Raw genomic sequence first — 18,970 nt, forward strand, 5'->3', positions numbered from 1 at the left:
AGGATTATGATGCATACATTTTAATAAACTGTGTAGGAGTGGTTCCCGAAGATTTCCTGAATACCCTCACAAAATAGGAATACTCTTCATATCCTAAACGGAACGCAATTTCCACCAGGCTTTCATCAAGATAGATCAGCATTCTTTTGGCTTCCAAAACGACTCTTTCTGTAATGAGATCTGTTGCCGTTTTATGAACGACAGTCTGAATGATCCGGTTTAAATGTTTCGGGGAGATTTTCATGGCTGACGCATAAAATGCTACCGATTTTTCCGCAGTAAAATTTTCTTCCAGCAAATGTTCAAAATCCTGATAATGCTTAAAATAAGAAAGTCCCGCCGAAGACGAGAGATGATCGAAATCTTTCGAAAAAAGCCTCGCTGAAGAAATAAAGATCTGTGACAATAGTGACAAGATCAGTCCGTTTTTCATATAATGCTGAGAATGGTATTCTTTTTCGAGCTGATGTATAACGGAAATGAACTCTTGTAAATGACCACCATCAAGCTGCAGCTTCCTGGGAAAATGTACCGATCCGAAGAAAGGAAAACTCCTGAGCTTCTGATTCACGTAGTGCATTTCATAAAAATCCTGGGAACAAAAGAAAATATAGCCGTCAATATCAGGAGAAAGCTCCCAGCTGTGGATCTGCCCCGGAGACATGAAAAAGAGACTTCCCGAAGAAACATCATATTTATGAAAATCTATTTCGTGAAATCCTTCACCCTGGGTAAAAAGAATAGCAGCATAAAAATCGTGCCGGTGAGGTTTTTCCAAATGCCGGTGACCGACAATCAAATGGTTTTTCAGGGTGCTGAAATAGAAATCTGAGGTATTTCTGCCTCCCTGAAACAAATCAATATTGAGAACTGAAATAGATTCCACGCCGGATGTAATTTAGATCAAAAATAGTAAAAACAACAATAAGTATCGGTTCTGAAGATGATTTGTTCTGTAAAATCAGGCAAAGATCAACTTTTAAGACCCAGTATTGCTGAAGAAAATCAAAAAATTTTTATCTTTGAAAATTAGGATTCTAAAAATGAAGATAAATTTACCCGATAAGCTGTATTATTCCATAGGAGAAGTTGCGAAAGCATTTGATGTGAACACTTCACTGATACGCTATTGGGAACAGGAATTCCCCATTATCAAGCCTAAAAAAAACAAAAAAGGCAACCGTTATTTCACGCCTGAAGACATCAAAAATCTTCAGATCATTTATCATCTGGTTAAAGAAAAAGGTTATACGCTGGACGGCGCAAAAATTGCCCTTACCACCAACAGTAAAATTTCTGAAACTATTACCCTTATCGACAGGCTGGAATTTGTAAAAGCGGAACTGCTGAAACTTAAGGATTCTTTGGTGGAAAAAGATTCTGAATAAGTAAATTTTAAACCCATTTTATTCTACCAACTTATTTTTTTCAATCATTTCTCTGAATTTATATTCTGAAATCATTCAATTGCAATCTGCTCATTGCTATTATTTGACAGAATTATTAAGTTTGGAGCAATGAAAAAAAATTATTATCAACAGCTGGCATTTATGGGCTTTCTGCTCATCATCTTATTTGCTTTTCAAAATTACAGAAGCAAACCGAAAGAAAATTTCTCAGATGTACATTTCATCACGAATAACACAGCAGCTTTACAGCTGACTGAATTTAACCCTAACGATCTGGATGATAAGCAATGGCAGAATTTAGGATTTACAGAGAAGCAGACCGCTACCATTCTTAACTATAAAAAGATCGTAGGCGGGAAATTTCTCTCCAAAGAACAGTTCCAAAAATGTTTTGCCGTTTCCAAAGAAAAATTTTCGGAACTGGCACCTTTTCTCTTATTGCCGGAAAGCAACCGTGAAGCAAAAATTAACCGTTTTAAATTTGAAAAGAAATCAATAGTCGTTTCACGAAAATTCAATCCGGATCTTTACACTAAGGATGACTGGGTAAAGATGAGGTTTTCAGAACGTCAGGCAGAAGCTATTGTAAAATATAAAAACTATCTGGGCGGCAGTTTTGTTAGTAAAGAAAAATTCAGGGAATGTTTTATCATCAGTGAAGAAAATTATCAAAAGCTGGCGAATTACCTTATTCTCCCCGAAAAGACACCTGCCGGATTTAGCCGTTATGCTAACAATTCAATTTCTAATACATCCAAAATTCAATACCGTCCTTTCGACCCGAATATATTAGATAAAGAAGGATGGAAATCGTTGGGTTTTTCCGATAAGCAGGCACAGACAATTGTCAATTATCGGGACCGCAATTTAAAAGGAAGCTTTAAAAGTATTGAGGATATTCAGAAATGTTTTGTTATTTCTGCCGAAAAGCTCAATGAAATGAAAACTTTTATCAGATTAAATGCTACATCTATGGGTACTATCGACAATACGCGGTCCGAAACGAAACAGCAGGAAAAAACAGACTTTTCAAAAGTTGATCTGAATGCTATTACTTTCAGACAGCTCCTGGAATTTGGATTTGACGAAAAAGCAGCCGGTTCAATGATCGGTTTCAGGAAAAAACTGGGTGGATTTATGAATAAAGATCAGATCTTAACTACCTACAATATTGATATTACACTGATGCAGAAACTGCTTTCAACAGCGCAGCTTAATACTTCGGGTGTTGCAAGATATACGATTTACGAAGCTCCCGAAGAATGGCTGAAGAATCATCCTTATTTCAAATATTCCGCAGATAAAATCATTTTTTACCGTCTGAGTGAAAAAGACGAGAAGAAACTCTGGAAACTCTTAAAGATCAAACCGGAATATGAGGCTAAAATGAGACTGTACCTTAACTAAATTGGGAAGTTAGATTTGTCGAAATTATGTATCCGGAGCGTCGGGCTTTAGCCCGACGTTTCAATAAGGAACAAAATAAAGGCTTTAGCTAAAACCTACAAATAAGTTTTTGGCTAAAGCCGTTATTTATTCACGATCTGAATGGGCTAAAGCCCATTTCTATTGATGTTACAAAATTATATTATTCTAAAACTTAGGTTAAAATAATATAATTCGGTTAATATCTTAGCTAATCAAAAGTTTTACTGGAATCTTCAACAAGCTTCTGCAGTGTGGCAAGCTCGTCATCGGTAAGGTCTCTCCATTTTCCGATGGGAAGATCCAGCTTGATATTCAGGACCCTGATCCGTTTCAGTTTTTTAACTTCATAACCGAGGTATTCGCACATTCTGCGGATCTGGCGGTTTAAACCTTGTGTCAGGACAATCCGGAAATTCATTTCATCAATTTTTTCGACCTCACACTTTTTGGTAACCGTATCTAAAATCGGAACACCATTCCGCATTTTGTCTAAAAATTTAGGCGTAATCGGCTTGTCGACCCTTACGATATATTCTTTCCCGTGGTTGTTTCTGGATCGCAGTATTTTATTGACAATATCACCGTCGCTGGTCAGAAGAATCAGGCCCTCACTCGGTTTATCAAGCCTTCCGATAGGAAAAATTCTTTTCGGATGGTTGATGTAATCAATGATATTATTTTGTTCCCTTTTGGTATCTGTAGTACAGACAATTCCCACAGGTTTATTGAATGCAATATACACATGGTCTTCCTGCGGCTCACGGATCGGCTTGCCGTCTACTTTTATCACATCTTCATCGGAAACTTTGGTTCCCATTTCCGGAACTTTTCCGTTGATCTTGATTCTGCCTTCTTCCAAAAGTTTATCTGCCGCTCTTCTGGAGCAGTAGCCGACTTCTGATAAATATTTATTGATACGCGTTTTTTCCATTAATCTTCTCCGTAACCTGTATAATTTTTATTACTGAAAATCGTCACCCCATAGCTTATCCCGATAAAAAATGGGTTTGAATTCCCTAATTTATGACTCTCCATGAAAATACCTCCCTCCTGGCTGATCCTTTTTGAATAAGAAACCTGTATTCCCAGTCTCGCTCCCCAAAATTCGGCATCAGAAACCACTGCATGATTAAGCTGTTTCCCATAATTCAGCTCAATATAGAATGGCCTGTCTCCCGGATCAAATATAAATTTAGGCTGCACTATCAGATAAATTAAATGATAATTATCCTCAATAAAGCTGTACCTGAAACCTGTTCCTAAAGCAAAGTTAGGAAGAAAATTGTAACCGCCGATTGCAGTAATGCCATAGGTAAATTTCCGTGGTGGTGTGGCTTGAATGTATTGTGTTGTATTCGGGGCTTCTTTTTCTTTATTCAGTTTAAACCCCAGATTCAGAGAAGGGTTAAAATAAAAGCCCATTGTCTGCTTTGAAATTCCGGTTTCCTGAGAGAAAGCTGCTGAAAAAGAAATTAAGGCAGATACTATTAGTAACCTTTTCATGGCTGATTAAATCTAAAATCTTTTTCTAAAAAATCGGATGTGGCATCTTTAATATGATACTCGCCGATTTTTGTTCTTCTTAATTGGGTAAGGTAAGCTCCAACACCAAGTTCCTGTCCGATATCATGTGCCAGGCTCCGGATATAAGTTCCCTTTGAACATCCTACAGTAAAGCTTATCAGTGGAAGATCAATTGTAACATCGTTGATATAGAAAATTGTTGTTTTCCGTGATTTCATTTCTACTTCTTCTCCTGCCCTCGCCAGATCATAAGCTCTTTTCCCTTCAATTTTTATCGCAGAAAAAACCGGCGGCGTCTGGTCAATTTCTCCTATAAACTTTTCCAAAGCATTATGAATCTCATCTTCCGTAATATGCGAAAAATCCTGATGAAGAGTTTCGGGTTTTTCGGTATCGTAAGATTCGGTCTGAACACCAATTTTTATCTCTGTCCAATACTCTTTAGGCGCATCCTGGATTTCCGGAATTTTTTTGGTGAACTTTCCGCAGCATACGATCAGAAGTCCGGTAGCTCTGGGATCTAATGTTCCGGCATGCCCTATCTTGAATTTCTTAGGTAGATCAAACTCTCTTTTGAGCTTGTATTTCATTTTATTGACCGCCTGAAAAGACGTCCAATCCAAAGGTTTGTCCAGTAAAAATATCTGTCCTGACTGTAAGTCTTCAGCTGTCATGGTCGAATGATAATGAGTAATGGGTAATAATTGATTTACTTTAGTTTACTGGAAAAAATAAAAATAAATCAGTAAAGCTACACCAACAAAGATACGATACCAGCCCCACGGCTTGAAACCATATTTATTCAAAACACCGATGAATGCTTTAATCGCAATTAACGCAACAATAAAAGCGACAATATTTCCTATAACAAAAATGATCATATGCTCCTGTGAAGACATGATCATCTCATATCCTTTCTGCGGATTTGCCGTTTCTTTGCCCCACGTTTTTACAAAAACGGAATAAACTGTAACCGCCAACATCGTTGGAACCGCCAGGAAAAATGAAAATTCTGCAGCTGCCTTTCTCGTCAGGCCCTGGGTCATTCCTCCGATAATAGAGGCTGCACTTCGGCTGGTTCCCGGCATCATGGCCAGACATTGCCAAAAACCGATTGTAACGGCTTTCTTTATGGTAATTCCTTTCTCGTCGTCAATTTTAGGATTTTTAAACCATCGGTCTGCAAATAAAAGAACGACACCACCCAATACCAAAACCGATGAGATCGCAATCTGGTTGCCAAGCACGGCTTCAATTTTATCGTCAAACAGATAACCCAGCACAAGAGCAGGAATTACTGCAAAACCGAGTTTGAAGTAAAACTGTAAATTTTTGAGATCAAAAAACTTTTTCCAGTAGGCAACAACTACGGAAAGTATCGCCCCAAACTGAATGGAAACCTGGAACATTTTTAAAAATTCATCTTCCGGCAAGCCTAGTAAGCTGGCCGTAAATCCCATGTGAGCCGTTGAAGAAATCGGGAGATATTCTGTTAATCCTTCGATAATCGCTATGATTATTGCTTCGATTAAATCCATAATTTTCTGTATTTATCAAAAAAAACTTTGTCAAAGTGCTTGAACTCTGACAAAGTTAACATGTAAAATATTGTTTATTTTCTTTTTAAAATCGCATATACTTCGATGGCAAAACCAATCACCACAAACAGAGGGGCAATTCTGATCCTGCGAATAGAAAATATCCCGTCGTTCCAGGAATTCGGGTCAAATTTCCCGTCTACCGTATTGGCATCAGGACCCATCATCAAAAGAAAACCTACGATGATAAATGCCAGACCTATCAGCATCCACTTAAAGTTTTGTTTCCCGAAATAAAAGGTGCTTTCCTGAGGAACTTCATTCGGTCCTTTTCCGAAGTCGTCTGCGGAAAATTTATTTGTTTTTTTGCTCATTTTAAGAATAGTATAAATCGTCAACGTTTGATCTTAAGAATCTCCAGGTAGCAACCACGGTACTCAGCACGGTAATGAATATTCCGACGCCGATTACCAGTAATACCAGCCAGAAATACTGATTATTGTCCTGTACAAAGGCAGAACCAATCTGGCTTGTAAAATAATACCAGATTCCGAATAGTGCCAAAAGCCCGATTAAGGAACCAATGGCTCCTAGAATCACCGCTTCGATGATGAAAGGTTTAAGAATAAATCTTCTTTTGGCCCCAACCAGCTGCATAGTCTTGATAATAAATCTTTTGGAGAATATTTTCAGACGGATCGAGTTATTAATCAGTACAACTGCCAGAATCAAAAACAGAATGGAAAAACCTAAGATCCACTTTAAAATCCTGCTCAGGTTGTTGTAGACATCCACCATCAGGGTACTGTCGTTTTTCACTTCAGCAATTCCCGGAACAGCTTTAATCACCTTTAGAGCCTGGTCAATTTTTGCAGGATCTACATATTCAGGTTTAAGGGCAATTTCTATAGATGAAGGAAAGATATTTTCTTCGAAAAGCGCATCCGTATCAATTCCCATGCTTTTTTTAGCTTCCTGAGATGCCATTTCCCGTGAAATATAAGTTGCCTTTTTCACCGGAGCAAGTGTCTGAATTTCCTTGAAAACCTCAGCTTCCATTTTCGCAATCTTTACAGAATCTTTAGCGTTATAATTTTCAGCAAAGTACGCATTGACAACGAGCTGCTCTTTGATATAATCGGAATATTTCTGGGCATTGATTAAAATAAGCCCCATTAATCCCAATAAAAATAACACTAAGGCGATACTTATTACGACTGTAATATTGCTAGACCTAAGCCTTTTCTTATTAAACTCCTCTACAGATTTAGCCATTAATATTAAAATTTTTGGCTAAAATAGAAAAAAACTTCCGAAATTTGGGAACGAAAAAGAGAAAATCACTGTTAATAAAATCATAAAAAACATTGAGTGTAAAAGCAAAAAAGCATCTTGGTCAGCACTTTCTGACAGATGAAAACATCGCAAGAAAAATCGTGGAAGGTCTGAGTTTTGAAGGCTATAAAAATACCATGGAAGTAGGACCGGGAATGGGTGTTCTTACCAAATATCTGCTGGAAAAAGAACAGCATATCTACCTCGCGGAAATCGATAATGAATCTATTGAATACCTTAAAAACAATTACGATAAAGTAACGGAAGAAACTTTCGTGGGTGATTTCCTGAAACAGGATTTTCAATTTACCAAAGGTGAGCAAATCGCTATTATCGGGAACTTTCCGTATAATATTTCTTCGCAGATCCTGTTCCAGATTGTAGATCATTACGAACTGATTCCTGAAATGGTAGGCATGTTCCAGAAAGAAGTAGCTGAAAGAACGGCTGCTGTACCGAGAACCAAAGATTACGGAATCCTTACTGTTTTAATACAGGCGTATTATGATACTACGTATTTGTTCACAGTTCATGAAAATGTGTTCAATCCGCCTCCCAAAGTAAAATCGGGAGTCATCCGCCTGACGAGAAATCCCAAAGAAGGACTCTCAGGAAATGAGGTATTATTTAAGCAAATCGTGAAAGCAGGATTCAATCAAAGAAGAAAAAAACTTTCAAACGCCCTGAAAGTACTGAATATTCCGGAAGCATTAAAAACCCATGAATTTATGGATAAAAGAGCGGAGGAACTGAGCGTTGGAGATTTCATTTCATTTACTCAACTATGGAAAAATAACTTGTAAGACATTTTTTAAAACTCATAAAAAAACCTCCTGGATTATTAGTTCAGGAGGTTTTTTACTATTTCAAAGTATTTTAATTTTCTAATTTATGGACTTTTTTAGTTCCTTCATACATTTCATACTGTAAAAAACGAGTCTCCAGTTTCCCATTAAAAAGCTTGATCTTTCTTGAAGGGCGAAGTCCTATTTTCTTTACCGCTTCCAGATCGGAAGAGATCAGCCAGGCTAAAGTATTCGGATAATTCGTTTTAAACGTATCGCCTATTTTCTTATAAAAATCGTCATCATTAATGGAAATCCTTTCATCATAAGGCGGATTGAAAACCATCAGTAACGGGAAAAGCTCTTTTTTAGAATCAAAGAAATTCTGCTTTTTCACTTCGATAACGTCTTCCATTTCTGCGGCTTCAATGTTAATTCTTGCGGCATTCAGCATTCTGGCGTCAATATCATATCCTACAATCTTTCCGGTAAATTCTTTAATCCTGTTGACCCTGAATTCTTTTATTTTGGAAAATAAATCTGCATCGTAATTTTTCCAGTTCTGGAAAGCAAATCTTTTCCTGAAAATCTGTGCCGGAAGATCCATAGCAATCATCGCCGCTTCAATCAACAGCGTCCCGGAACCGCACATCGGATCAAGGAAATTTCCTTTTCCGTCCCATCCTGCCAGCTGAAGCATTCCGCTTGCCAACACTTCGTTGATGGGTGCCTCACCCTGCTCTCTTCTGTACCCCCTTTTAAACAGAGGATCTCCGGATGAATCAAGAGAAATAGTAATCAGCTCCCGGTCGATATGTAGATGGAATTTAATATCCGGATTTCTTGTTTCAACATTCGGACGCCTTTTAAATTTGTCCTGAAAATAATCAACAATCGCGTCTTTCATTTTCAGGGTTACAAATTGTGAATGCTTAAACGTCTCCGAATTAACCGTAGAATCAATTGCAAACGACTGCTCAACATCCATAAATTCTTCCCAATTGAATTTGAAAAGCCTGTCATAAAACTGATGTTGATTAAACGCTTTAAATTCATGAATCGGCACCAGAATTTTCAACGCTGTTCTTGCAGAATAGTTTATTTTGTATAAAAAACCGAGATCGCCCTCGCAGTTGACAGCCCTGTTCTTCACTTCCACCTTTCTTCCGCCAAGCTTTTTAATTTCTTCCGCCAAAATCTGTTCTAATCCGAAAAATGTTTTTATTTGAATTTCTATATTTTCTGTATCCATATCTTGCTATTAAAAGTTTAAATATTTAAAAATTAAAAGATTAGGTATTCCGATTGTTGCATCATTGAATGTTTCAATCTTTCAATGTTAAATACTTTTTCCTTTTACCGCACAAATTTAGTTATTTTTGCATTATGGAATGGTTTGAATCTTGGTTTGATACCCCTTATTATCATTTGCTTTACAGTAACAGAGATTATACGGAAGCAGAAAACTTCATCACAAAACTTACGGCTGACCTTCAGTTACCGCCAAATGCCAAGATTATCGACCTTGCCTGCGGAAAAGGAAGACATTCTGTTTTTCTTAATAAATTAGGATTTAATGTTCTTGGGCTCGATCTCTCAAGAAAAAGTATTGAGTTTGACAAACAGTTTGAAAACGAAACATTAGTATTCGGTGTTCATGATATGAGAAATCCCATCGATGCAGATCCTAAGGATGCCGTATTCAATCTTTTTACAAGCTTTGGTTATTTCGATAATGAAAGTGATGACAAAAAAGTCTTTCAGTCGGTGTATGACGTTTTGAAACCCGGCGGTTTTTTTGTTCTTGATTATCTGAATGAAGAATTTGTACGAAAAAATATCATTCCCGAGTCGACCTTAATACGCGGAGATATTGAGTTTAAAATTACCAAGAAAATAGAAGGCAGACATGTGATTAAAGATATCCGGTTTGAGGACAATGGTAAGCCGTTTCATTTTTTTGAAAAGGTAAAACTTCACACACGGGAAACCATCAATATGTACGCCGAGGAGTGTGGCTTTGAAAGAGTTAAAATCTGGGGAGATTATCAGCTGAATGCATTTGACAAAGAAAATTCGTCCCGTTGTATTAATTTATTTAAGAAAAAATGATAACTGCTCTTTTACTTATTTTAAGTGTTATTTCCGGGGTATTTCTGGGAAAACATTTCGGCAAAAAGGAAAAATTGGCCAAAAACTTATTGATATTAAGTGCGGGATTTCTTATTACCATTTGCCTTAATGAAGTTTTTCCGCAGGTATATGCTGCAGAAACAGGAAGCAGCCTTGGAATCTTCGTGATTATCGGGGTTTTATTGCAGATGATCCTGGAAGCTCTGACCAAAGGTTTTGAGCATGGCCATTTCCATCATCACAGCGATCACAATATTCTTCCGGCAGCTTTAATGGTGGGACTATTCATTCATGCATTTATTGAGGGAATTCCTCTTGCCAGTGATGAACATCAGCTTTCTCCTTATCTCTGGGGAATTGTTTTTCATAACCTTCCGATCTCTTTTATTTTGGGAGCTTTTTTATTTAACAGAAAACATGAATCCAAATCTGCACCCTCTTATCCTTCTTTACTGATTGTGGCGCTGTTTGCATTGGCTTCGCCAATGGGAATGTTGTTGGGGAATTACTTTAACCCCGATTTGCAGCCTTATTTCTTAGCGATTGTAGGAGGGATTTTCCTGCATATTTCTTCCGTCATTATTTTTGAAAGCAACAAAAACCATAATATTGACTGGTTAAAGATCGGTCTTGTTATTCTCGGCGTTTCATTAGCTTTGGTAATGCATCTTTTCCATGATCATTCTCATTTGGAACACCATCATTAAAAAATTATTTTTTTTTAGATAAAATAAAAAGCTTCGAAAAATTTCGAAGCTTTTTTTATTTAGCTGTATTATTATCTTAGAATTTCCATCCGAAGGTAATAAAGAAATTATTTCTCACGTTTTTCACATCGGATACTGCATACGCATCACTTGAAATCAGACGGTTTGGAGAATAGTATCCTGCCTCATAGCTGTTGTTAACAATACCATATAAAAATGGATTGCTATACTTTGAAGTTATATTCTGATAAGATGCATCAATATAGAAGGATCTGAAATCATATCCCAAACCTACCGAAAGTGCATTTCTGTCATTAAGGATAAGTTTGTTATCAGAATACGCTGCTGCGATCCCTCCATCATTAGTATATCTGTCAGTAGAAAGAGCATCAAACGGGCTTGAAGAATAAGCATAACCACCTCGTAATCTGAACTGTTTCATGCGGTATTCTGCCCCGATTTTTAATTCTGAAAGATTTTTGTAGTTGTCCTTAAAGAAATCATTAAGTTCAGTTTCTGCATCTCCGTATACTTTGTATCTAGGTTTCGTAAGACCTAAGGTATAGTCAACGTTCAAGGCAAAACTTTTGCTGGCGATAAAAGCAGCACTTACGGTAGCTTTCATAGGTGATGTCAGCTTTCTGTCCTCAACTGCATAATCATCTCCGTAAATCGGGTCGTTGTAGAAATTATAGCTTCTGTCGATATTCCAAAAAGTAGGTGTTTCAACTGATGCACCCAATCTGAAGTTCGGACTTAATTTTCCGATTACCCCAAGTGAGGCTGAGAATCCATTTCCTCTTTCATAAAAAGGAGTATTCTGCTTACTGAAATATTCTGAGCTCCCGTTTGCTAAAGAGTTGAAAATAGCCGTATCGGACTGGTCGATGGATGAATTGAAGAAGTTCAATCCGGCTCCAAGGTATAGATTATTGTTATAATTTGCTCCTACACCAAAACTTGTTTTTGACATATAACCGTATCGGTCATAGGCATGTCTTCCAAATGAAGAAAGTGATGTATCTGGAAATTCATAAACCAAATTAGCATTTCCCGGAGTTTCAATATAATTATCTATTGACTGATTAGAATAGTTCACCCCGATATTGATAAACTTCCATGCACTTTCAGTCATCAGCTGAAAAGTCATTACTGCTCCTATATTTCCAAGATCACCTTTATTGATCGTGTATCCGTAAGATGATCCTGCATAAGATGAGGTGTTTTTGTTGCTTGTGATAGAAAGCGTTCCCGAAACCTCACCTGAAATAGCAACTCCTAAACCGGCCGGGTTAGTAAGAAGAGAATTCGCATCCCCTCCTAAAGCTCCGTTGGATCCGGCCATGGCATTAAATTTCGCTGAACCTACATTCGGTGCATTAGAATAAACATCCACCGTATTTCTTATTACTGAAACATCTTGAGCCTGCGCAAAAAATGCAGCAGAAATACTCATTATTGCTAAAGATTTTTTTAACATTATTTTTTGAATAGTTTTAATTTAAATTATCTGCCACCTCGGAAGCCTCCGCCTCCGCCGCCACCGGATCTGAAACCACCACCGCCGCTTCCGCCGCCGAAGCCACCGCCTCCTGACCGGAATCCGCCTCCACTGTTGGAATTATTGTAACCTCCGTTATTTCTGAAACCTCCGTCATTTCTCGGTTGAGATGGCTGCTGATAATTGTAATTTGGTCTCGGCTGCCCCTGATTACGGAATCCACCTTGAGGTCTTACACTATTTTGACCTCTGAATCCTCCGTTGGCACTATTTCCTTGTCTGAAACCACCGTTGTTGCCATTCCCTCTGAAACCGCCGTTATTTGAATTATCTCTGAAGCCTCCTGTACTGGCACCGGTATTGCTTCTTCTGAAGCCTCCAGAGCTGGTTACCCCATATTTATTGGCAAAACTTCCGTTGTAGGTGTTGAATCCTCTTCCATTGGTACTGCTTCTTCTGTAATAAGGTGCATAATAGTTACCGCCCCAGTAGCCGCCGCCCCAGCCCCAGTAAGGATTTCCTCCCCAGCCCCAGTAAGGGTTATAGCCCCAGAATGGTGAGTATCCCCAGCCCATATTCCAGCCGCCGCCCCAACCCCATGAGCCTCCCCACGAAAGTCCGATGCCCCAGCCTCCGCCGTAGCCCCAATACGGATTATATCCTCCGTACCAGCCGCCCCAGCCCCAAGGGTTTCCCCAACCCCAACCCCACGAATTATCGTAGTAATTGGTCTGGCTTCCTGCATACATTCCCCAGTCTGAATCGGTTGCGGTAGAATTCCAGTTGTAGTTATTCCAGTCTTCATAACGGCCTGTTTTCGAGTTGGCCTGTGCATTTTGAATAAGATTGGAATCATCCTGATAATAGTTATAATCCTGTCCTACTCTGTTTCCGCTGTCGTTAATAATAACTCCCTCCGGAAGGGTATCTTTATTCGGGTCGTAATAAACGCCATCTGTCTCGCTGTATCCACCCATCTGGGCGCCGCATGACACAAGTAATAATCCGCCTGCCACCGCTAAAATCCCTTTGGATTTAATAGCACCAAGCAAATTTTTATGTATATTTCTTTTCATGATAACGTAAAAATTTTTTATTTAAATTATATTTGCAAAATGTACCAAAAATGTACCATCACCAGAGGTACAAAAATCTATCAAAAATAGATTTTTATTTTTAGATAACAATAATAGCGAAAAGTTAAAAAAATTAAAAAAAAATTAATGGCAAAATTAACCTCAAGAAGCGAAGATTACAGCAAATGGTATAACGAATTGGTGGTAAAAGCCGATTTAGCTGAAAACTCAGGAGTAAGAGGATGCATGGTGATCAAACCATATGGCTATGCAATCTGGGAGAAAATGCGTGACGAAATGGATAAAAAATTCAAGGAGACAGGTCACGTAAATGCATATTTCCCGCTTTTTGTACCCAAGAGCTTGTTCGAGGCTGAAGAAAAGAATGCAGAAGGTTTTGCCAAAGAATGTGCTGTTGTTACCCACTACAGATTAAAAACGGACCCTAATAATCCTTCCAAACTTATCGTAGATCCTGATGCCAAGCTTGAAGAGGAACTGATTGTAAGGCCTACATCCGAAGCGATCATTTGGAGTACATATAAAAACTGGATTCAGTCTTACAGAGATTTACCTATATTGATTAACCAATGGGCGAATGTTGTACGTTGGGAAATGAGAACACGTCTTTTCCTGAGAACTGCTGAGTTTCTTTGGCAAGAAGGACACACCGCTCACGCTACAAAAGAAGAAGCCATTGAAGAAGCCGAAAAAATGAATAAAGTGTATGCTGATTTTGCAGAAAACTTTATGGCGATCCCTGTAATCCAGGGGTTAAAGACACCTTCTGAAAGATTTGCCGGAGCCGATGAGACTTATTGTATTGAAGCATTAATGCAGGATGGGAAAGCACTTCAGGCAGGAACTTCTCACTTTTTAGGCCAAAATTTCGCTAAAGCTTTTGATGTAAAATTCACCAACAAAGAAGGTAAAATTGAGCACGCATGGGCAACCTCATGGGGAACTTCAACACGTCTTATGGGAGCATTGATTATGACCCATTCTGACGATTTCGGATTAGTACTTCCGCCTACGCTGGCGCCAATTCAGGTTGTTATTGTTCCTATCTTTAAAGGAGAAGAGCAGCTGGAGCAAATCAGTGCAGTTGCTTTAGATATCCAGGCTAAATTGAGAGCGAAAGGAATTTCTGTGAAATTTGATAATGATACGCAGAACAAACCGGGATGGAAATTTGCAGAATATGAACTAAAAGGTGTTCCTGTAAGAATTGCAATGGGACCAAGAGACCTGGAAAACAGATCTGTTGAAATCGCAAGAAGAGATAACCTTACAAAAGAAGTACGGTCTATTGATGGTTTAGATTCTTACATTGAAGAATTATTGAAAACTATTCAACAGGATATTTACAATAAAGCCTTCGAATTCAGAAAGAACAACATTACCAAAGTGGATTCTTATGATGAATTCAAAAAAGTTCTGGAAGAAAAAGGCGGATTTATCTATGCACACTGGGATGGCACTGCAGAGGAAGAAGAACAGATCAAGGAAGAGACTAAAGCAACGATAAGATGTATTCCTTTGGATGATGACATCGAAGAAGGAGTTTCTTTAATTTCCGGGAAATCTTCAAAAAGAAGAGTTCTGTTTGCAAAAGCATACTAACTTATCTTAAATAAGATTTTGAATCTGCAAAAATCCGATGGATTTTTGCAGATTTTTTTTTATCACAACCGTTTGGACGAATTTTTGATAGCACTCTACAACATTAATATCAAAATAATTTACTATGTCTCTAAACATTATTGATCTTATTAAAGGGCAGCTGGGGCCGGCTTTCGTAACTCAGGCTGCTTCACAGTACGGAGAAAGCGAATCCGGAATTTCAAAAGCAATCGGAGGAATGCTGCCTGCTGTTGTAGGCGGATTGGCTAATAATTCTGATAACCCTCTTGTTCTGGACGCTATTATGAATTCTTCTTCTCCTGGTATGCTCGGAAACCTGGTGGGAAGCACCACAAATAATTCATTGATTTCCAGTGTTCTGACCCAGATATTTGGCGATAAACTGAATAGACTGGTTAATTCTGTTGCTACATACGCCGGAATCAGTAATAATTCTTCAAATTCTCTTTTGAATCTGGTTACCGGAGCAACTGTGGGCACCATAAGCAAATATTCTGTAGATAATAATCTGGATAAAGCAGGAATTTCAGGTATTCTTAATGATCAGCAGGGAGTTGTTTCTACGTTATTACCGGCAGGTCTTTCTTTCGCTTCTTTAAGTATGGGCGACTGGGATGCAAGATATAAATTTGACAATGACAGAGATGCCATTAATATGCCTGCTCATGAAGAACCAAAGCCTGAAGTTACAAGAAGTACCACCCTCAACGGAACTTTTCCTGACAGGAATAAAGATAAAGACGGATCTATCTGGAAATGGCTCCTGCCTCTTTTATTGCTGATCGCTGCTGCTTATTTCATCTGGAGACAGTGCGAGGAGAAAGAAACGACCACGACTACCATTGTAACTGACTCAGGAGAAGTAGTTACCGATACAGCAACAACTACTGTTAACAACACAGCAGCAGATATGTCGTCAACTAAGGTAGATGAAGATATTGATTTAAACGGTACTCCGTTAAAAGGCTACAGAGGCGGTATGGAAGATCGTATGATTGCTTTCCTAAAGTCTGACGGTTATAAAAATGCACAAAATGATGACGCATTAAAAGATACTTGGTACAATTTTGACCATGTAAATTTTAAAATGGGAAGCGCCAACCAGCTTGAAGCAGGATCTGAAGGGCAACTTCAAAATCTGACAGCTATTTTAAAAGCATATCCTGATGTTAAGGTTAAAATAGGAGGTTATACGGATAAAACCGGTGATGAAAACACTAACCAAAAATTATCTGACGATCGTGCAAAATTTATAAGATCATGGCTTGATAAGCAAGGCGTAGGATCACAGATTATTGGGGCAGACGGATACGGAAGTGAGTTTGCTACTGTTGATGCATCTGCTTCTGATGCTGAAAGAGCTATTGACCGTAAAATGGCGGTAAGGTTTGCAAAATAATCTGTGCTTAAAATATATGTAAAGTCCCGAAGTATTTCGGGATTTTTATTTGTGATTTTGTAGTTTTCATTTATTTAATTACATTTGTTAGTCATTCCTAACATTTTATGAGTCTGAATTTAAAAAACGCCTGGCGTAGAGATAAAACATCCAATTCATTGTCTGAAGTCTATTCTTCCGTAAAAGTTCCACAAAACGGAAGTTTCTGGAGGAAATACCTGGCTTTTGCAGGTCCGGGTTTAATGGTTGCCGTAGGTTATATGGATCCCGGAAACTGGGCAACCGATATTGCGGGAGGAGCCCAGTTTGGATATACCCTTCTTTCGGTGATTCTGATTTCAAATATCTTTGCAATGGTTTTGCAGCATTTATCGGTGAAATTGGGTGTTGTTGCAGAGAGAGATCTTGCTCAGGCATGCAGGGACCACTTTAGTCCCACCACTAATTTTATATTATGGATATTCTGCGAAATCGCTATTGCAGCCTGTGATCTTGCAGAAGTGATAGGTTCGGCTATTGCACTTAATCTTCTTTTTGGAATTCCTCTTACCTGGGGAATTGTAATAACAACTGTCGATGTACTGATAATCCTACTGCTTCAATCGAAAGGATTCCGATGGATCGAAAGTATTGTAGGAGGGCTTATTTTCATTATTCTTGCTTGTTTTATTTATGAACTTGTTATTTCAAAACCTTCTATTAACGAACTTCTGGGAGGCCTTGTTCCTAAAGCGGAAATTATGCAGAATCCTGCGATGCTTTATATTGCTATAGGAATTCTGGGAGCTACCGTAATGCCTCATAATTTATATTTACACAGCAGCATTGTTCAGACAAGAGATTACCCGAGAAATACCAAAGGAAAAAAAGAAGCCATAAAATTTGCCACGCTGGACAGTACTTTTTCCTTAATGCTGGCTTTTTTTATTAATGGAGCCATTCTCATTCTGGCAGCGGCCACCTTCCACATTTCGGGAAATCATGATGTAGCGGATATTCATGATGCTTACAAATTACTGACCCCTATTTTAGGAGCTTCCATGGCAAGCATTGTTTTCGCGATTGCTTTATTGGCTTCGGGACAGAATTCTACCTTAACGGGAACTCTTGCCGGGCAAATCGTAATGGAAGGTTTTCTGAATATTAAATTAAAACCCTGGCTACGGCGTCTTATCACAAGGTTAATAGCGGTAATTCCGGCGCTGATTGTGGCCATTCTGTATGGCGAACAGGGCACTACGGATCTTCTGGTTCTGAGTCAGGTTATATTATCCATGCAGCTGAGCTTTGCGGTGGTGCCTTTGGTGATGTTTACCAGTGACAAAGCGAAAATGGGAGAATTTGTGAATAAACCTTTCTTAAAGATATGTGTCTGGATTATTTCTTTTATTATTATAATCCTGAATGTTTATCTTTTGTATCAGACTTTTTTCGGAGAAGGAGTTTAAAGTGAATTTGTTAAGAACTTTTTATATTTAAAAATTCTCAGTTTTACAATTACCATTCTATTTAATTAATTTTAAACCACCCCGTCTTCTCTCATTGGTCGAATCCACCCCTCCAGAGCAGGGGAATTTCGCTATGCTAAATTATACATATTAAAATAATAGATTTAAACAGACTGCAATTTCAATGGTGGCTGAGTTCCCGTAGTCACCAAACCTACTACCCTAGCCGTGATAGTAACGGATACCCCACAGCACGCGTTGGCGATGAAAGTATGCGGCTGCGCGAGGAGTATGAGTGGATAGCGCGAAAAAGCTCCTTAAAAAGTCAATGTTGAGTTGTGAATTATGAATTTTAAATCACAATATCTGCCTAAATGTCACCCTTTCCCCTTTGGCAGAATGTTTGTCAATACTAACCCAAATAAATATTGAATTATGGAAAATCAGGATATCAACGAAGAAAGCATCAATAATCAGGAAGAAACGAATATTCAGAATGAGGCGGTATCAGAAGACAATGTGACAGCAAAACCTTCTGCTGAGGAACTTTTGGCAGAGGAAAAAGACCGTTACATCAGACTGTACGCAGAATTCGAAAACTATAAAAAAAGAACATCAAAGGAAAAAATGGAATTTTTCCAGTATGCCAATCAGGATATGATGGTTTCCATGCTGGGCGTTCTGGACGACTTTGAAAGAGCATTAAAGGAAATTGCCAAAAACGGTAATCCTTCGGATCTTCAGGGCGTTGAACTGATCTACAATAAATTTAAAAGCAAACTGACCGAAAAAGGACTGAAAGCGATGGAGGTAAATGCGGGAGACAGCTTTAATGTGGACTTCCATGAAGCAATCACTCAGATTCCTGCGCCATCGGAAGACCTTAAAGGTAAAATTGTGGACGTGATTGAAACAGGATATACTTTAGGAGACAAAGTGATCCGTTTTGCAAAAGTAGTAACAGGTAATTAAAATTTATGAATGATAAATGATGAGTGATAATTGATGTATATTCATTTATTTACCCATTTTAAATATCTATT

General features: G+C 38.3%; 19 protein-coding genes. 9 read left to right on the forward strand and 10 right to left on the reverse strand.

Annotated features, from left to right (window positions below; genetic code table 11):
• Window positions 1-4 precede the first annotated feature (4 nt).
• Window positions 5-886, reverse strand: coding sequence for an AraC family transcriptional regulator (locus ACYT6F_RS18935; protein ID WP_472599161.1), 882 nt, complete (start codon window positions 884-886; stop codon window positions 5-7).
• A gap of 157 nt (window positions 887-1,043) precedes the next feature.
• Here ACYT6F_RS18935 and ACYT6F_RS18940 point away from each other — a divergent pair, with 157 nt between their 5' ends.
• Window positions 1,044-1,388: a MerR family transcriptional regulator gene (locus tag ACYT6F_RS18940; protein ID WP_029294276.1), complete on the forward strand. Its 345-nt coding sequence runs from the start codon at window positions 1,044-1,046 to the stop codon at window positions 1,386-1,388.
• A 129-nt stretch (window positions 1,389-1,517) separates the two neighbouring features.
• Window positions 1,518-2,816, forward strand: coding sequence for a helix-hairpin-helix domain-containing protein (locus tag ACYT6F_RS18945; RefSeq protein ID WP_472599162.1), 1,299 nt, complete (start codon window positions 1,518-1,520; stop codon window positions 2,814-2,816).
• Between the two features lie 229 nt (window positions 2,817-3,045).
• Here the strand turns inward: ACYT6F_RS18945 and rluF are convergent, their stop codons facing one another.
• The 6 genes from rluF to ACYT6F_RS18975 form a co-directional block, all read right to left on the reverse strand.
• Entirely contained in the window at window positions 3,046-3,768 is a 723-nt protein-coding gene (gene rluF, locus ACYT6F_RS18950) for a 23S rRNA pseudouridine(2604) synthase RluF (protein WP_472599163.1), read from the reverse strand.
• Entirely contained in the window at window positions 3,768-4,340 is a 573-nt protein-coding gene (locus ACYT6F_RS18955) for a hypothetical protein (protein WP_472599164.1), read from the reverse strand. The genes rluF and ACYT6F_RS18955 overlap by 1 nt, the downstream gene beginning before the upstream one ends.
• On the reverse strand, window positions 4,337-5,035 hold the full coding sequence (gene truB, locus ACYT6F_RS18960; protein WP_472599165.1) for a tRNA pseudouridine(55) synthase TruB: 699 nt from the start codon (window positions 5,033-5,035) through the stop codon (window positions 4,337-4,339). The genes ACYT6F_RS18955 and truB overlap by 4 nt, the downstream gene beginning before the upstream one ends.
• Before the next feature lie 45 nt (window positions 5,036-5,080).
• Complete coding sequence (locus ACYT6F_RS18965; RefSeq protein ID WP_472599166.1) at window positions 5,081-5,899, reverse strand: undecaprenyl-diphosphate phosphatase; 819 nt, start codon at window positions 5,897-5,899, stop codon at window positions 5,081-5,083.
• A 74-nt stretch (window positions 5,900-5,973) separates the two neighbouring features.
• Window positions 5,974-6,273, reverse strand: coding sequence for a DUF3098 domain-containing protein (locus ACYT6F_RS18970; RefSeq protein WP_472599167.1), 300 nt, complete (start codon window positions 6,271-6,273; stop codon window positions 5,974-5,976).
• Window position 6,274: 1 nt separating this feature from the next.
• Window positions 6,275-7,174, reverse strand: coding sequence for a cell division protein FtsX (locus ACYT6F_RS18975; RefSeq protein WP_472599168.1), 900 nt, complete (start codon window positions 7,172-7,174; stop codon window positions 6,275-6,277).
• A gap of 92 nt (window positions 7,175-7,266) precedes the next feature.
• Between ACYT6F_RS18975 and rsmA the strand changes: the two genes are divergently transcribed.
• Entirely contained in the window at window positions 7,267-8,037 is a 771-nt protein-coding gene (rsmA, locus tag ACYT6F_RS18980) for a 16S rRNA (adenine(1518)-N(6)/adenine(1519)-N(6))-dimethyltransferase RsmA (protein WP_472599169.1), read from the forward strand.
• Window positions 8,038-8,110: 73 nt separating this feature from the next.
• Here rsmA and ACYT6F_RS18985 read toward each other — a convergent pair whose 3' ends face one another.
• Window positions 8,111-9,271, reverse strand: a complete 1,161-nt coding sequence (locus ACYT6F_RS18985; protein ID WP_472599170.1) for a THUMP domain-containing class I SAM-dependent RNA methyltransferase — start codon at window positions 9,269-9,271, stop codon at window positions 8,111-8,113.
• Window positions 9,272-9,405: 134 nt separating this feature from the next.
• On the opposite strand from ACYT6F_RS18985, the gene ACYT6F_RS18990 reads away from it, so the two are divergent.
• Window positions 9,406-10,131 (forward strand): class I SAM-dependent methyltransferase, encoded by a 726-nt coding sequence (locus tag ACYT6F_RS18990; RefSeq protein WP_472599171.1) that lies wholly within the window; start codon window positions 9,406-9,408, stop codon window positions 10,129-10,131.
• Window positions 10,131-10,859, forward strand: coding sequence for a ZIP family metal transporter (locus ACYT6F_RS18995; RefSeq protein ID WP_472601145.1), 729 nt, complete (start codon window positions 10,131-10,133; stop codon window positions 10,857-10,859). The genes ACYT6F_RS18990 and ACYT6F_RS18995 overlap by 1 nt, the downstream gene beginning before the upstream one ends.
• Before the next feature lie 76 nt (window positions 10,860-10,935).
• Here ACYT6F_RS18995 and ACYT6F_RS19000 read toward each other — a convergent pair whose 3' ends face one another.
• Window positions 10,936-12,315: an OmpP1/FadL family transporter gene (locus tag ACYT6F_RS19000; RefSeq protein WP_472599172.1), complete on the reverse strand. Its 1,380-nt coding sequence runs from the start codon at window positions 12,313-12,315 to the stop codon at window positions 10,936-10,938.
• Between the two features lie 50 nt (window positions 12,316-12,365).
• Window positions 12,366-13,436 carry a prolyl-tRNA synthetase gene (locus tag ACYT6F_RS19005; RefSeq protein ID WP_472599173.1) on the reverse strand — a complete coding sequence of 357 codons (1,071 nt, stop codon included), beginning with the start codon at window positions 13,434-13,436 and terminating at the stop codon, window positions 12,366-12,368.
• Between the two features lie 147 nt (window positions 13,437-13,583).
• On the opposite strand from ACYT6F_RS19005, the gene proS reads away from it, so the two are divergent.
• The 4 genes from proS to ACYT6F_RS19025 all read left to right on the forward strand — a co-directional run bounded on the left by proS (window position 13,584) and on the right by ACYT6F_RS19025 (window position 18,899).
• Entirely contained in the window at window positions 13,584-15,059 is a 1,476-nt protein-coding gene (gene proS, locus ACYT6F_RS19010; protein WP_472599174.1) for a proline--tRNA ligase, read from the forward strand.
• 124 nt (window positions 15,060-15,183) lie between these two features.
• Complete coding sequence (locus ACYT6F_RS19015; protein ID WP_472599175.1) at window positions 15,184-16,479, forward strand: DUF937 domain-containing protein; 1,296 nt, start codon at window positions 15,184-15,186, stop codon at window positions 16,477-16,479.
• Window positions 16,480-16,586: 107 nt separating this feature from the next.
• Window positions 16,587-17,927, forward strand: a complete 1,341-nt coding sequence (locus tag ACYT6F_RS19020) for an Nramp family divalent metal transporter (RefSeq protein ID WP_472599176.1) — start codon at window positions 16,587-16,589, stop codon at window positions 17,925-17,927.
• A gap of 435 nt (window positions 17,928-18,362) precedes the next feature.
• Entirely contained in the window at window positions 18,363-18,899 is a 537-nt protein-coding gene (locus tag ACYT6F_RS19025; RefSeq protein WP_472599177.1) for a nucleotide exchange factor GrpE, read from the forward strand.
• The last annotated feature ends 71 nt before the right edge of the window (window positions 18,900-18,970 follow it).

Source organism: Chryseobacterium sp. NG-CE01, assembly GCF_055695505.1.

Excerpts from the sequence above, each read along its gene's own strand:
- ACYT6F_RS18940 (WP_029294276.1), top strand. The coding sequence starts at position 1,044 with ATGAAGATAAATTTACCCGATAAGCTGTATTATTCCATAGGAGAAGTT.
- ACYT6F_RS18945 (WP_472599162.1), top strand. The coding sequence starts at position 1,518 with ATGAAAAAAAATTATTATCAACAGCTGGCATTTATGGGCTTTCTGCTC.
- rluF (WP_472599163.1), bottom strand. The coding sequence starts at position 3,768 with ATGGAAAAAACGCGTATCAATAAATATTTATCAGAAGTCGGCTACTGC.
- ACYT6F_RS18955 (WP_472599164.1), bottom strand. The coding sequence starts at position 4,340 with ATGAAAAGGTTACTAATAGTATCTGCCTTAATTTCTTTTTCAGCAGCT.
- truB (WP_472599165.1), bottom strand. The coding sequence starts at position 5,035 with ATGACAGCTGAAGACTTACAGTCAGGACAGATATTTTTACTGGACAAA.
- ACYT6F_RS18965 (WP_472599166.1), bottom strand. The coding sequence starts at position 5,899 with ATGGATTTAATCGAAGCAATAATCATAGCGATTATCGAAGGATTAACA.
- ACYT6F_RS18970 (WP_472599167.1), bottom strand. The coding sequence starts at position 6,273 with ATGAGCAAAAAAACAAATAAATTTTCCGCAGACGACTTCGGAAAAGGA.
- ACYT6F_RS18975 (WP_472599168.1), bottom strand. The coding sequence starts at position 7,174 with ATGGCTAAATCTGTAGAGGAGTTTAATAAGAAAAGGCTTAGGTCTAGC.
- ACYT6F_RS18985 (WP_472599170.1), bottom strand. The coding sequence starts at position 9,271 with ATGGATACAGAAAATATAGAAATTCAAATAAAAACATTTTTCGGATTA.
- ACYT6F_RS18990 (WP_472599171.1), top strand. The coding sequence starts at position 9,406 with ATGGAATGGTTTGAATCTTGGTTTGATACCCCTTATTATCATTTGCTT.
- ACYT6F_RS19000 (WP_472599172.1), bottom strand. The coding sequence starts at position 12,315 with ATGAGTATTTCTGCTGCATTTTTTGCGCAGGCTCAAGATGTTTCAGTA.
- ACYT6F_RS19005 (WP_472599173.1), bottom strand. The coding sequence starts at position 13,436 with ATGAAAAGAAATATACATAAAAATTTGCTTGGTGCTATTAAATCCAAA.
- proS (WP_472599174.1), top strand. The coding sequence starts at position 13,584 with ATGGCAAAATTAACCTCAAGAAGCGAAGATTACAGCAAATGGTATAAC.
- ACYT6F_RS19015 (WP_472599175.1), top strand. The coding sequence starts at position 15,184 with ATGTCTCTAAACATTATTGATCTTATTAAAGGGCAGCTGGGGCCGGCT.
- ACYT6F_RS19020 (WP_472599176.1), top strand. The coding sequence starts at position 16,587 with ATGAGTCTGAATTTAAAAAACGCCTGGCGTAGAGATAAAACATCCAAT.
- ACYT6F_RS19025 (WP_472599177.1), top strand. The coding sequence starts at position 18,363 with ATGGAAAATCAGGATATCAACGAAGAAAGCATCAATAATCAGGAAGAA.